Genomic DNA, 13,758 nt, shown 5'->3' with positions numbered 1-13,758 from the left:
TCTACTTATTCTTATCAGGGCATTTTGATGACCCCCACGCTCGTGGGGATGAACCGTTCTTCTATTAAATTATCGTTTATCGCTACATATGACCCCCACGCTCGTGGGGATGAACCGCGGCAGAGAACGGCTCTTCGTTAAGCTCCGACATGACCCCCACGCTCGTGGGGATGAACCGAGAGGGCCGAGAAAGATGTGCAAACGCACGGCATGACCCCCACGCTCGTGGGGATGAACCGGGCGGGCGGGTTGATCTGATTGAAACACCTATATGACCCCTACGCTCGTGGGGATGAACCGCAACTATGGCACTTTACATTCGCATTCACGATATGACCCCTACGCTCGTGGGGATGAACCGACCCCACCTACCCCGAAAGAAGAGGGCCAGTGATGACCCCTACGCTCGTGGGGATGAACCGGCAGCGAAAGAGCGCGAAAAACGGGCCAATGAATGACCCCTACGCTCGTGGGGATGAACCGTCATTTTTGAAATCCCCGAGCTACGGGAGTGCATGACCCCTACGCTCGTGGGGATGAACCGATGGCCATTACGCTAGGATGGGGTCGTTCAGGATGACCCCTACGCTCGTGGGGATGAACCGTACTTATCGGCCATATCACGTTCCAGCGAGACATGACCCCTACGCTCGTGGGGATGAACCGGATGGCAACATCATTCTGGAGCAGTGGATCTGATGACCCCTACGCTCGTGGGGATGAACCGTTTGGCAATGAAAGAAAGTAAGGGATTGGTTAATGGCCCCTACGCTCGTGGGGATGAACCGGGCATTGACAACACGCCAACGCCGGAGCAATAATGACCCCTACGCTCGTGGGGATGAACCGTACACCCGGCCCATATCAAAGTTGCCGCGCTGATGATCCCTACGTTCGTGGGGATGTAGTGTTTGACCGGGAAGATAAGGCTGAACCGGTTTGTATCTCCCATAACGTAGACGACTGAGAACACTTTCAATTCATGGTGGTAAAATACGAATCGCTTTCTCAAATGGGGTAGGTTCTATGAAAGCAATTATTTTGAGAGTTTATATCATCGGTAATTGCCAACCGAATTATCGGGCGATGACGAAAGCGGCCAGGTACGCAAGGTGAATCAAACCAATGGTGAAAACCAGATACACGGCGAGCGACGTCCACGGGTACTGCCGATAATTTACTTTCGAGTGGTCCATCTTCCAACTGAAGAACACCAGCGCGGTATAAAACAAAACGATCTTAAACCGGTTTGGCCAATGTTCTCGTGGTGATCGGTAATAACACAAAACACGCGCCTTGGATGCGGTAAGTCCGAGCTGGTCCGATGGGAAGTATGCGTTCATAAATCGTTGGAAACCCAACAGGAATAACAGGAACGATGCCACAAAAGCGTAAAACGTGTTTTGTAAGATTCGGCTGCGGTCGTACCCGAAGTTCCACCAGTATTCCTGAAACCAGATGATTGCTGGGGCCAGAAATCCCCATGAGTATTCCAACTTCATTTTTTGCATATCAATATCGAAACCTTGTGCGCTGGCTTCTAATCCTCGGTCGCGGCAACTTTTAATAGTCTGTTGATACGTGCTTATCCGGTCTTCCCAATTGACGTCTTCATCATATCCAAGCGCAAACTTGTCGTGGTTAAGGACTAATTTGCTGACGTCGGTATGCCAAAGAAAAATGACACATTTTCGTGTACTTTCAGCGGTTCGTTTCCTGAGAGAATCAACCGAGGCAACGCTCAGGTATATAGCAGATACTTCGTTACCCATATTAACAGACTCGAATCGTAGTGTATCTGGCAACTGAGCATCATCGAAATAGACATTTTGCGAAAATAATGTGGTTCCACTGAAATCAGCGTTTCGCAAAAATGTGGTCCCATAGAAAGAAGCGTTTCGCGAAAATTTGGCATAACGGAAATCGGCGTTTTGCAAAAACGTGGCCCCACTGAAATTGGCGTGTTGCGAAAATGTGGCCTGACTGAAATTGGCGTGTTGCGAAAATGTGGCCTGACTGAAATCAGCGTTTTGCGAAAATGTGGCTATATCGAAGCTGGCGTCTTGCAAAAACGTGGCATTAGGGAAAATGGCGCCTTGCAAAAACGTGGCATTACGAAAATTGGCGTTTCGCAAAAATGTGTCCTCCATAAAGATGTCGTTTTGCAAAATTTGGGGTTGGTAAAGCTGCCCCACACATATTCCGTACGCGGTAAGACAGATCGACATGACGAGAATAACGGGCACTAATGGGTCAGGTTTCATCATTAAAATGAGCAAGTGTTTTTCTCCATGTGCCTCGTGCATCCTATTGGTCCTCCAAGATCTTTTTCAGAGAGCCGTACTCTTCCTTGTCCAACACGTCAACGGCTCCGTGAGTGGCGAGTCGGATCTGGTCCCGGCACTTACGGATGCGGGATAGCAGCGGTTGAATGATGGTGTTGCTATGGTTGATGTAGTCGTACAGGTCCTGCTCACAAGCAGGGAGCTTGTACCCTTTCGAACTGCTGGCGATCAGCACACCCGCGTCCCGTAATGGGGCAATTACACGTGTCTGGAAGTAATGCAAGGTTACCACTTTCCCTCGTCGTTCGCTGATATGACGCATCAATTCACGGCTTGATACGTATCGCATCGGATCGACGTAACGAAAGTAAAATATCAGGTAATGCAGGCACGTTATCTGGTCAATCTGCTGTGGTGCTCGTCCGGTTCGCTTATTAAGGTGATCATTGGCCAGGTTAATGCTGAGTTGCGCCAATTCAGCGTTGTATCGGGTATCATCAACGTTTGGTGTTACAGTCAACTCAGGAAAAACCTCGGGCCAATACTTCAGCATCAACAGTTTGGGGCGTATAATTTCGGTAAACGCCTGGCGCTGGTCAGACATTACCATTTCATCGTAGCACCTGGCCAGGGTACCGGCGACGAAGTCAGCCGCCTGTATAAGGACGTTCGTCTTGTCGTTGACGAACGTAAATGAAGACTGGTTGAAGATGGTGGGGGGGATTTGCCGGGCCTGTACGTACCGGATAAAACCTTCCATGAACGTATCACTGCCGTGCTGGTCAGCAACCAGTTCCAAATCCTGAAAGAGCCGGTACAACTCCTTATCGGCCAAACCGTGCAGGTATTTGTAAAATGATCCAGCATACGTGAAGCCTTCCGACCATAGCCGTCGCTTGTCCACTACCAGGGCAAACAGTTGAAACGGTGCTTTCATCAACTCGGTAAGAATCTGCCGACGGCGAGTGTCGCTCTTTCCAACGCCGGATGATTTAATGGGGCCGGTCTGGAAGAAGCGTTTCCGTACGGCTTCAATATGCTCTTCGGCCTCGGGCAGTTTCTCCCTGGGGAGCGTCAGCGCGCAGACGATAAAATGGGTGGATACGTCTTTTTTGGTGAAATCGAGGCCTTTGTTTCCCCACTCGTCCAGGTACGCGATGTGCACGGGTATTCGTTATCGGTGGTTTGTATACGGAAAGTATGAAATCCACCTCACCAACAGAAGATGTTTTATTTTCCGGTTGCAATTGGCTTCGACCGGCTTTCAGTGGTGCGTGCTAAGCTCATATATGACATCGGCAAAGGCATTTGCGTCCGGGGTGCCAATACCATACACATTGCGTCAAAAAGCTCGCCCTCGTAACAAACAGCAAAACGAACCACAAGCGCACGTATGGTATTGAAAGGCCCCAGACGCAGCTTACCTCTCAGAATCATTTCATGTATATATCGTGTTGATTGGCCAAAGACACCAATCGTGGCACGGGGATTGAGTTATCGGGCTTCTCAATCAGGAATAAGTATAAAAGCGCTCATGATGTACGGTGGAGACTGTACTGTGGTTAACCCATTAATCATGTCGTGATTTTGAATTCGTGTACCGGTTTGATAACCGTATCGTCAGGGACTTTTGCCCGATCGCCGAAAAGCCTGATAAGCTCCTCCGACAACGCAGCCCAGTTGTCCACCTGTGTCGAGAAGCCCGGACCATATGTGTAGTAACCCGCAGGCTTTTTCCCCGATATTTGCCTTCCATAGGAGGACACCTCTTTTGAAGCAACCCGACGATAAGACAAGTACACTGCTTTGCACACTTCTGTTAACTTAGGGTACGGAGCGTCATGCTCAAAGAATTCCATCATATTTCTCTGCAGGCTTTGAAGTGCCGCAAACCGATTTACGCGCTCCCATATAACAGCAGGGTATGAAAGCGGTGCCATTAACCGTGACCAATCCCGTTCCCAACTTTCCACCAAGGCTGGGTAACGGTCCTCCCACTCGGCTTTGAACGAATGCCATAGCTGATTGGCCTGCTTTACCTTCGTTACCGAATACAACTCGCTTAAATCGGCAGCCACCGCCTTTTTATCCCAACTGCGCACAGCATACAGACTATATCGCAGTTGCAGCATTAGGCTGCTCAAAATATGCGTTTGGGGGTACGCCTTTCTGAGAGCCTCTTCGTGCCCGGCTGGTTCGTTACTACAGGTGATGAGGATGTCCTTAACCCCACGCGCCTGTAGGTCCTGGGTTAATTTGGGCCACAAATCTTCGCTTCGTTTACTGAAGTACAATCCGACCATATCCTGCCGCCCCTGCATATCCAGACTAAGCACGACATACATAAAATAATCGTTGGAATGACCGGCCACCTCTGGTACGAAGGGCATCCTGGCAACCCACAAAAACGAATACACCGGCTTAAGAGGGTGCTTCAGCCAGTTGGCAATTCTGGGTAAAATCCAGTCAGTCAAGGACATAACATCTGATAAGCCAACCCCATACTCGGCCACCTGATGCATTATGTTATTATACGTACTGAGGCTCCTAAAAAGAAATTGGATGTGTTGCTTAATCTCTTCAGGGAATTCCCGGCGTTGTTGAGGAACCACCTTATCGGTTTTTTGATCGAAAACAGGTGTATTTTGGGTCAGTTCGGGCTTACTGCTTGAGCCCACAGAAGTTGGCTCAGCGGATTTAGTATCGCCGTCTTCTTTTGTTTCCAGCGATTCGTCCGGGTCACTCAGCCGGTCATAAATATCAGCGACGATGGGGGCCAGCATCGCCTGAAGGGACATGGATTCAGTACTCCCAACACGAATCCTCTGCCTGATTTCAAATCTGAACTGACTGTAATCAAAATTGGTGTGATTTTTCATTGACGTTCGTTGTGTTTCTTGTATGCCTTTCCTTGTAGAGATTGATCAGTTCATATATAGAAAAATCAATCCGGTTGTGTGCTTTCGGCTTTACGCATAAAGCATACGTAAATATAAGCGACCTTACACGCAATAGGACATACATGCCCTAACGTTTTTTTATCCAATTGCAATTCTTTGCCCTGTGATAGGCACACGGGACAAAGAAGCCATCAAACGGTTTGGGATCAGCATTCGGCAAAAGCGGTTACAGAAAGGCTTCTCACAGGAAGAACTGGCCGACCGTTGTCAGATCGACATCCGACAGATTGGCCGCATTGAACGGGGTGAGATCAACACCACCATCAGTACCGTATTTGTCTTGGCTCGAGCACTGGAAGTACCGGTCGGTGATCTGTTTGACTTTCCATTGCCGCCCCTAGAGTCATAATCTGACGTCACAATACAGCTTGCTTAAGCGTCATTGCCAAACCATGTCCATAATGCAATCTGGTATGCATTTGCTCCTGAAAAAACAGCAAGCTCAGGTATCATTCAGCACCAACTTCCTGCAAATGAGCTAACTGGCGACATCATCAAAGCGCCACCCCAGCAGTTTAACTCGTAAACGTTTAGCGGTTAACCCCCTGAGTAGCGTGTATGGGCAGAAATTGACGTTTCACGTTACGACATGTAACCACGAGGAGCAGTAGTTTGGTACGTTTTATACACAAATGCCGTCTCGTTCTGTCATTAGTCATTCCACAGATGCAATTAAGTGTTGTATCTTTGCAATCCCATAAAGGGTCATATTCTGTCTGCGTTGAGCCATGTAATGTTTGACTGATTGATGCTTTTGTCAGCCGCACCTGCTTTAGGCCGGTTGCCTGCTGCTTCATTGTCTTCATGCAAACAATAATACCATGGCTATATCCCAAAAGTACGGTCGGACGTACCACTATCCTTTTTCACCGGGTACTGCTTAAGACGACCGAATCAATCACCACTTTGCCCATCACCTCGCTGGCATCAATACGCTGGTTCATACCGAAAAACTCGACGGGGAAAACAACTGCCTGAGTCGATATGGTGTCTTCGCCCGTTCGCACGCGGCTCCTTCCAGTTCACCATGGACGGCCTGGCTTCGGGAACGTTGGCAGCGAATTCGCCACGAACTGGGTGAACTGGAAGTATTTGGCGAGAATCTGTACGCCATCCATTCAATTCGTTATTCACAACTCGACAGCCACTTCTTCGTGTTTGCAATTCGAGATGCCGACCGTTGGCTGTCCTGGGAGGAAGTGGTTTTTTACACCCGGCTGCTGGACTTTGACACCGTGCCGCAACTGGCGTTGTGCAATCAGCCTTTTACAGCGGACCAGGTGCAAGGGCAGGTAAAAGCACTGGCGGGTCAACCCAGCGTGTTTGGCTCAGTGGACGCTTTGACCGGTTTTCCTTGTAGCCGGGAGGGAATCGTATCCCGCAATGCTGATGGCTTTCCCGTCGCCCAATTTGCCAATAATGTCTTCAAGTACGTACGGTCCGGACATGTACAGACAGACGAACACTGGACCCGCCATTGGCAACGTGCCCCCTTACGGGCAGAAAGGAGAACGGTATGAGTTGGCAACTATCCACCCAAACCGACTGGTCAGCACTTGAAGATCAGTTTGACTGGGTACGAGCCATGCGAGGAGTACCCCAGGATGCGCTCTACCATGCCGAGGGCGACGTAGCCGCTCATACCCAGATGGTTCTCGAAGCCCTAACCAGCCAGCAGGCTTATCAGTCGTTACCTCGCCAGCGGCAGGCTGTTGTCTGGGCGGCAGCCTTGCTACACGATGTGGAAAAGCGATCAACGACTGTTCGGGAACCCGATGGGCGTATCACCTCACGAGGTCACGCCAAGCGTGGAGAACGTACCGCACGCTCGTTACTTTACATAGACCACCCTACTCCGTTTTTGCTACGCGAAGCGGTGGCCCAACTGGTACGGCATCATGGACTGCCCTTGTGGTTGTGGGACAAGGCTGATCCGCATCAACGAATGCTCGGGGTCAGTCAGCTGTTGGATACATCCGAGTTGACGATGCTGGCTCGGGCTGATGTTTTAGGCCGGGTATGTGCCGATCAGGCAGAGTTGGCTTATCGTGTCGACTTGTTTGCCGACTACGCTCAGGAGCAGGGTTGTTGGGGACGACCTTATCCGTTTCCGGACCCGTTTACCCGCTACGCTTACTTCAACCAGCCTGAACGCAGTCCGGATTATGCTGCCTTCGATGCCACCCAGACACAAGTGGCCCTGCTGTGCGGATTACCGGGGTCCGGAAAGGATTACTACGCCGGGCGTCATTATGCGGACTGGCCGGTGGTAAGTCTGGACGCCCTTCGTCGAAAGGCTGGCATAAATGCTCAGGATCGCAGCGGTACAGGGCGGGTGGTGCAACAGGCCAAAGAGCTGGCTCGCCAGTATCTGCGTCGCCAGCAGCCTTTTGTCTGGAACGCGACCAACGTTACCCGCACGATACGCCAGCAGTTGATTGACTTATTTGTGACCTACCGGGCCAAAGTGCGGCTGGTATATGTAGAAGTACCTTACACCCAACTCATGGAGCAGAACCGCAACCGTAAATACGTGGTACCGGAGCCGGTGATCAGCCAACTACTCACAAAACTGGAGATACCCGTTCCATGGGAGGCTCATGAGGTCATCTACGCGGTCAGTGGTTAAGGATATAAGCCCGGAACTCAGCATTCCGGGCTTACTTTTCTGATGAACGTGAACAGTGTTGCATGATCACCCTGTATGACATACGTACATCGGGTACACTACAGGCCCCAGTACCAGAAATAAGTGTGTCACCCCCATTCGAGGATTGATTGTAGGTCCGTAGCATGGCGTATCGATATCGGGTTGATTAACGGCATTGGGCCTGGTCTTAATGAGTTCCGTTATACCAATACTTTGTCTGCATCAGGAGTGATGGACGTTTATATAAAGTAACACACCGATCTGACAGGGCAATCAAAACATGTTTATTTGTTTGACTGTGATTGGGTCACGTTTACCGTACAGCATGTCCACGTATCCAAGTGAATGATATTTCAGTATCTGGTGCAAAAGACGCATCAAAGCCTTATTTGAAATGTACCAGCAAGGTTATTTATACTTGTTGCTGAGTCATGCCCAATAGACACACCGGGGGTAGGAGCAATGCGCCAACGTACGGGGGGAGAGCACGGGGGTAGGTTCAGGCTCGCACTGCCACGAACCGTGACGATTCCCGTAAAAATTTTCGCAAAATTTTTCGCATGCCCGTTTTGCACCATCGCTCCTCTGAAAGAATTTGCCCATTCGATGACGGGCGTCGATGCCATTTATAGCCATTTGCTTTGATCTTTGTATCGCCCCATTTTTGTGCGGGACACATAACTCGAAAAAACACCGTATAAGTGGTTACCGCATTCTCACGCGTACATGTTTCATTAAAAAAACTGTGGTCGTTAATCAACCACATCACCGGTATATAGTATACTTGCACGGGGGTGAGCGTTACCGTGAGAATAGGTTTTTGTGAGATTACTGTTTGTTTACCCTCGAACCTTAAACCAACGTATGGCAAAAAAGAGCAAAGGCAAATCCGCCGAGGAACAGCCATTGGAGAAGACCCTATGGGCGGTTCAATCAGGAGAAACGACCGAGTTAGATTTGAGTAGTTTTGCATTGCCCACTCCCTGCCGATGGATTTACGTTAACTCAACCAACCGTCCGCCCTTCGAGTGACGAATCCGTCCTCAAAAACCGAAGAACTGGTTCTTAACCTAACGGCAGGTGCCCTAGCGGAAGGAGGAACAGGTTCAACCCGAAGCGTTGACGACGATACTGAGGTTCGGCCCTTAACCGCTAAGATTTGACATACAGCGTATCATCAATTTGACCGGGGCTATTGGTGCTTTGGTCAATCTGCTTAGACCTGTCCTACCAGGCACTAACGCGGCTCCCCAACAGTTTATGCATCCTACCCCAATACAGCGTCCTCATTTAAGTCGTCGGGTATAATACCGGTTCCCTTGTCGCGGTATCGTACAAGCACATCAGCAATGTCAAATTCAGCAACCCGTCGTTCGTTTGTGGACTTGTCTTGCAGGTAAGTGGAAACAGTGACTTGACAACCCGATATCAGTGAAAGCGACATATGCAGTTTTTCCCAAAACTTTCTTTTATGATCATGATCGGATAATGTCGAAAATACGACAACCTTACGGTTAGATAATACCTGCAAATTATACCGTTCAAACATGTTTGTGTCACCCACAGCTATCCAGACCCAATCCGGCTTAAAGATTGAAGCTATCATAGCAGTTTCCTCTCGTTCAACGACAGCAACAATGTTAGTGGGGCGATTTTTAAGCAGATGCTCCCCGAAGAAACATGGAACGGCATTAAAACTGGCGAGTTTTAAATGAGAATGCACCTGAATAGGTGTATGTTCGAGCTCTTTTCGTCGTCTTCCTGTTGCAGAGTCAAACAAGACCAATTCACCAAATTGAACGTGACCGTTTTGGTTTTTACGCCATAGCGTATTCGCTCCTGGCCAATGATCAGTTGTTCCGACCACATAGGCTTGAGCGAGATTTGTAGCCACCTGTACGTTAAACGTCTGACTCAGGTAATGAAACAGGTTGTTGTTTTTATAATCGACCAATGAACGCTTTACCACCTCAGGGTCAATTAAACTTGGCGGTTTGGACAGCCAGCGGGGCATCATGGTAATATTTTCGGCTGACTCGTCAATTTCATTGTATGCCATAGTATTGTATTGGCGGTTGTTTGTTTAATCAAATGCCTGTTACGTACATGTGTATTAATAAAAAGAATTGGCTGGTGTATCCATCATGAGCACACCAGCCAATGTTAGAAGAAAATCAATAATCTTCGCTTCTAACAACGAAGTAGAGAGCTACAAGCTCCCGGTCGTCAGATAAACATTGACTGCTTAGCACGCCACTTCACAGTTCAATAATAGGGTCGTACATAGGTTCGCTCGTTTGAACCGAGCCAGGGTGTACCGCCCTGATCACCATGGATGGTACGAATACGAGACTGATATGTTTCATATGTTTCGCTTGTTTCGTGAATGAAACGAATGAAACACTTGAAACTGAACACAGCGGATTAGGTACTTTGGGCTTTCAGCAACCGGTTAACGAAAGACGCTGACCTACCGATAGTCAAGGCTATATCACGTTGTGTCATGCCTTGAGCAGCTAAGCTCATTACTTCGGTACGTTGAACATTCTTTTCCTCAAAAGCCGTCCTTAAATGGTCGCGTTCCTTACCGTTACCAATCCGTTCGAAATGTAGAAAACCGTCCGTTTTCTTAATCTGACAGATTACAACGTTGTCCTCATCATACTCATAAGCAGTATTTCGAGCTTTCAGTTGTTTCAGATACTTCACGTCGCTCCCTTGGACACTGGAACCAATCGCAATACAGCTATCACAAAATTGTATAAGCCGTGAACTGCCTTGCAAATCATTCTGCGTTAATGGTTTCGACGAATCACGTTTAGGCGTGTGGGCCAGCACCAGCAGCGATAAATCATACTTGGTTTTTAACTGCTTCAGTTTTTTCATTAACGGTGCGGCTTCTTTGGCCGTTTCTGTGTTCGTTGCCAGATAGGTGAGATTGTCAATGACAAGTATTCTCGTACGGGTTTGTACAATAAACTGTTCAATGCAGTCAATCACGTAATCTTCGAAGTTTGTATAACCTTTCGGCAGATCAGCTTCGGGATTAAGTTCAGCCCGCATGAAGTCATTCGACCACCTGTAAAAATTACCCTCTCCGTCACCATAACGAATTTCGAACTGCTTCTCCGACATTTCAAAGTCAGCATAAAGCACAGGCTGAGTGTCAGCTTCCAATCGGAAACCAGGTATGGGCCTTCCCTTGCTGATAGCATCAGCAATTTGAACAGCCAGGATCGATTTGCCTTGGTTTGAGCTGGCAAACAATATGCATATTTCACCCTCAAACCATAAGCAGTCGAACAACTTCTTAGGAACAGGTTTACTTTTTGAGCGTTCCAGCCATTCGTTACCTGAACGAACGATTAAGGCTCCAAAATTTTCCTGTTCTTTACTAAGTAGCTGGTCGAGCCGGTCAAACTCGGCAAGCAACCCATCAAGCGTGACACCACCCAACGGCGAACTGTCAAAATGAAGTTCGATTAAATGATTTGTCATCTTACACCCTGCTCCTGTTTCGTAGATCGCTCCTTACCTCCTCTTTACACTCGTCCACAGTTCTGTTCCGTGTGTCCCTAATCCAATTCCGTAATTCTTCGCGAGAAAAATACAACCTGTTACCTCGCTTCATGTAGGGAATCTCGTTGCGGTTTACCATACTATAAATGGTAGACACCGCTTTACCAATTATAACTGATGCGACATGAATATCGATCAGATCCGCTGGCTCCGGCGTGGGTTTGGCGTGCCCCATACCGTTGGCCTTTGACTCAATGGCGTCCAACTTCCGTTCGATACGGTGCAAACGCTCAAAGAGTTCATCAAAGGAATAATTCCTCATGACCCAATATTTCAAGGAACTTTAACAGTCACAAAATTGATAGATTAACCGTAATAAAACAACGAATCAATGTATTTTGTACAAAATTTAATTCCGCAAAAACCAACCTCTACAAAATGATTTGACTAAAAACCGAACAAAATCCTTCTCATTTTTACATAATCATCTGCTTATACAACAGTTACACGTTCGTTTTGCTGTTTCATTCATATAACGCAAGACGTGTAACTAATCTGTCGAATAATTGAAATTCAACAGACTCTTTATATATTGTCGTTTGGTATCGTCTTCAAAACTGTCCAAATAATTTTCTGTCGTCCGAAGATCGCTGTGACCAAGACTTTCACTTATAAATTCAATCGGTGCCCCTGAACGCTTTAGTACGGTACTGTAGGAATGGCGAGCGGTATAAGTCGTAACCGGTTTGTCTATCCCAAGTTCAACGGCAATCCGTTTGACATATTTATTGATGGATCTGGTTAAGTACTGTACAAGTTCTCGCTCCCGTTGAGGGGTGACATTAGCTGGCAGGAATGGGAATACATAACCGTTAGATGAATGGTCCTTGTCAGCCCATTTTTCTATTATTGCACGAACCTCCTTGGTCACAATAATTGATATCGGCTTCTGATTGCTTTTTCTGGTACGTGCCGTTTTAGCTCTGACGAACGTGATTCGGTCCTGATCCACATTGGCCCACCTCAGGCGGCATATATCCTTCACATTAATGCCGTTACACAGATAAGAAAAAAACCACAAATCCTTGGCACGATCAGCGGGTGACTCCGGCACTGTAGGCGAATTATAAATTCGCTCAATCTCTGACAATGTCAAGGCCTTCTTAACGTTTCTGGCAGCGGGTATCTCATACCTCCCCTTTCCGAAAGGGTACTCGGCAGCAGTGATTACCCCTTTCGCCTTAGCCTGATTTACCAGCGTCCGTAGATTACGCAAGTATATTCCGACTGTTGTGATTGATCTTCCCTCATGTACCAAACGGTTTTCGTATTCTTCAAGAAGTTTGGGGGTTAGGTCGGTGAACCGTAAACGTGACCTATAATTTTTAAGCGAATTAAGCGCTGTTTCGTATGTACTAGCGGTTGACACACGACCTTGACCTCGCAACTTTGCAATCTCATCCGTGAAAGCCATGTAAACGTCATCGGCTCGCGACTTAGCGTCAATGGAATGGTCGGCAAAATATCGTTCTTCAAAACGTTCAAACGAAAATCGTGGTATCTCTTTGATAATGTCCTTGGCCAACTTTTCGTACTCCGCAATTTCATCACGCATAGCCACCAAACGTTTGTCTTTAAGACGTTCTGCTTTCCTCAGCTTATACCATTCCTCAGAAGTTAAATCGTCCAACCTGATGGAATAGTACTTACGCTCTCGCTGGTACGTTATTCGTAGCCGAATGGGAAATGTACCATTGACTTTTTGGCGCCGGGTGTCTAAGACGACCGCAGCAGTGGGCTTAACCTCTGATTTACCTGTGGGCATACGTTAATATTTTTTTGCGTGAACACAGTTTGATACACAAACTTACATAATAACACGCAACAACTATAAACAATGGCAAAGCCTTACCGCCTGTTAGGTTCTGTTTTTCAATACTTTAACAAATACAGGCAAACGACAATAAATAACAAGAATAAAATTACATACGACTGTTAATCAGAGGGTCGCTGGTTCGAGCCCAGCTTCGGGAGCACAAAGCCTCAAATCTCACGATTTGAGGCTTTTTTGTGTTACAAGTATTACAATATCTGGCTCTCGCCCCATATAAGTGAGTAATTTTACCCTATGCCAAATTGCTGGGGCAAACCAGAACGGCAGGCAGGTGGTGCCTGAACTTGAGATTAGCAATCTATTGTAAAAGATAGGGGTTCCCACTCCTTGTAAGCACAAGAGGTTACATTTGCTGTAAGCGATTAAGTCAGCCTAACCAACTACTAACATTACTATAAGTCCTGACAGGGTTAATGTCGTTGATCCGTGGGTACGGTAACATTCTCGGCA

At 47.6% G+C, this 13,758-nt stretch carries 12 protein-coding genes and 1 CRISPR repeat array (1 of these 13 only partly in view); of the genes, 4 read left to right on the top strand and 8 right to left on the bottom strand.

Annotated elements, in window-relative coordinates; all coding sequences use genetic code 11:
- A CRISPR array of direct repeats spans positions 1–849; the repeat unit is 29 nt; unit sequence ATGACCCCCACGCTCGTGGGGATGAACCG; it reaches 1,437 nt to the left of the window's first position.
- 227 nt (positions 850–1,076) lie between these two features.
- The 3 genes from BN8_RS02335 to BN8_RS02325 all read right to left on the bottom strand — a co-directional run bounded on the left by BN8_RS02335 (position 1,077) and on the right by BN8_RS02325 (position 5,164).
- Positions 1,077–2,150 (bottom strand): pentapeptide repeat-containing protein, encoded by a 1,074-nt coding sequence (locus BN8_RS02335; protein WP_192579013.1) that lies wholly within the window; start codon positions 2,148–2,150, stop codon positions 1,077–1,079.
- 157 nt (positions 2,151–2,307) lie between these two features.
- A complete protein-coding gene (locus BN8_RS02330; protein ID WP_009280173.1) occupies positions 2,308–3,450 on the bottom strand; it encodes a DUF3800 domain-containing protein in 1,143 nt (380 codons plus the stop codon).
- A gap of 409 nt (positions 3,451–3,859) precedes the next feature.
- The gene (locus BN8_RS02325) at positions 3,860–5,164 is read right to left on the bottom strand and encodes a transposase (protein WP_040005260.1); all 1,305 of its coding nucleotides are present in this window, start codon (positions 5,162–5,164) and stop codon (positions 3,860–3,862) included.
- 184 nt (positions 5,165–5,348) lie between these two features.
- Between BN8_RS02325 and BN8_RS02320 the strand changes: the two genes are divergently transcribed.
- Complete coding sequence (locus tag BN8_RS02320) at positions 5,349–5,594, top strand: helix-turn-helix domain-containing protein (RefSeq protein WP_009280170.1); 246 nt, start codon at positions 5,349–5,351, stop codon at positions 5,592–5,594.
- A gap of 517 nt (positions 5,595–6,111) precedes the next feature.
- Here the strand turns inward: BN8_RS02320 and BN8_RS33535 are convergent.
- A complete protein-coding gene (locus BN8_RS33535) occupies positions 6,112–6,252 on the bottom strand; it encodes a hypothetical protein (RefSeq protein WP_009280168.1) in 141 nt (46 codons plus the stop codon).
- On the opposite strand from BN8_RS33535, the gene BN8_RS02315 reads away from it, so the two are divergent.
- From BN8_RS02315 to BN8_RS33120, 3 genes are all read left to right on the top strand, one after another.
- Positions 6,220–6,765 carry an RNA ligase family protein gene (locus tag BN8_RS02315; RefSeq protein WP_229367705.1) on the top strand — a complete coding sequence of 182 codons (546 nt, stop codon included), beginning with the start codon at positions 6,220–6,222 and terminating at the stop codon, positions 6,763–6,765. The genes BN8_RS33535 and BN8_RS02315 overlap by 33 nt on opposite strands.
- On the top strand, positions 6,762–7,874 hold the full coding sequence (locus tag BN8_RS02310; protein WP_009280167.1) for an AAA family ATPase: 1,113 nt from the start codon (positions 6,762–6,764) through the stop codon (positions 7,872–7,874). Before BN8_RS02315 ends, BN8_RS02310 begins: the two co-directional genes overlap by 4 nt.
- An 885-nt stretch (positions 7,875–8,759) precedes the next feature.
- On the top strand, positions 8,760–8,927 hold the full coding sequence (locus BN8_RS33120; protein ID WP_192579012.1) for a hypothetical protein: 168 nt from the start codon (positions 8,760–8,762) through the stop codon (positions 8,925–8,927).
- A gap of 235 nt (positions 8,928–9,162) precedes the next feature.
- On the opposite strand, the gene BN8_RS02300 is transcribed toward BN8_RS33120, so the two are convergent.
- The 4 genes from BN8_RS02300 to BN8_RS02285 all read right to left on the bottom strand — a co-directional run bounded on the left by BN8_RS02300 (position 9,163) and on the right by BN8_RS02285 (position 13,239).
- Positions 9,163–9,954 carry a toprim domain-containing protein gene (locus BN8_RS02300; protein ID WP_009280165.1) on the bottom strand — a complete coding sequence of 264 codons (792 nt, stop codon included), beginning with the start codon at positions 9,952–9,954 and terminating at the stop codon, positions 9,163–9,165.
- Between the two features lie 365 nt (positions 9,955–10,319).
- Positions 10,320–11,393, bottom strand: coding sequence for an AAA family ATPase (locus tag BN8_RS02295; protein ID WP_009280164.1), 1,074 nt, complete (start codon positions 11,391–11,393; stop codon positions 10,320–10,322).
- 1 nt (position 11,394) lies between these two features.
- Positions 11,395–11,649 (bottom strand): helix-turn-helix domain-containing protein, encoded by a 255-nt coding sequence (locus BN8_RS33835; RefSeq protein WP_374755518.1) that lies wholly within the window; start codon positions 11,647–11,649, stop codon positions 11,395–11,397.
- A 315-nt stretch (positions 11,650–11,964) separates the two neighbouring features.
- The gene (locus tag BN8_RS02285; RefSeq protein ID WP_009280162.1) at positions 11,965–13,239 is read right to left on the bottom strand and encodes a site-specific integrase; all 1,275 of its coding nucleotides are present in this window, start codon (positions 13,237–13,239) and stop codon (positions 11,965–11,967) included.
- Between the last annotated feature and the right edge of the window lie 519 nt (positions 13,240–13,758).

It is taken from the genome of Fibrisoma limi BUZ 3, assembly GCF_000296815.2.
Classification (GTDB): Bacteria; Bacteroidota; Bacteroidia; order Cytophagales; family Spirosomataceae; genus Fibrisoma; species Fibrisoma limi.
This window is presented reverse-complemented; position numbering and strand designations above follow the sequence as displayed.

What these genes read in the sequence shown, in the direction of transcription:
- BN8_RS02335 (WP_192579013.1), bottom strand. Translation starts at nt 2,150, where the DNA reads ATGGAGGACACATTTTTGCGAAACGCCAATTTTCGTAATGCCACGTTT.
- BN8_RS02325 (WP_040005260.1), bottom strand. Translation starts at nt 5,164, where the DNA reads ATGAAAAATCACACCAATTTTGATTACAGTCAGTTCAGATTTGAAATC.
- BN8_RS02310 (WP_009280167.1), top strand. Translation starts at nt 6,762, where the DNA reads ATGAGTTGGCAACTATCCACCCAAACCGACTGGTCAGCACTTGAAGAT.
- BN8_RS33120 (WP_192579012.1), top strand. Translation starts at nt 8,760, where the DNA reads ATGGCAAAAAAGAGCAAAGGCAAATCCGCCGAGGAACAGCCATTGGAG.
- BN8_RS02300 (WP_009280165.1), bottom strand. Translation starts at nt 9,954, where the DNA reads ATGGCATACAATGAAATTGACGAGTCAGCCGAAAATATTACCATGATG.
- BN8_RS02295 (WP_009280164.1), bottom strand. Translation starts at nt 11,393, where the DNA reads ATGACAAATCATTTAATCGAACTTCATTTTGACAGTTCGCCGTTGGGT.
- BN8_RS33835 (WP_374755518.1), bottom strand. Translation starts at nt 11,649, where the DNA reads ATGGGGCACGCCAAACCCACGCCGGAGCCAGCGGATCTGATCGATATT.
- BN8_RS02285 (WP_009280162.1), bottom strand. Translation starts at nt 13,239, where the DNA reads ATGCCCACAGGTAAATCAGAGGTTAAGCCCACTGCTGCGGTCGTCTTA.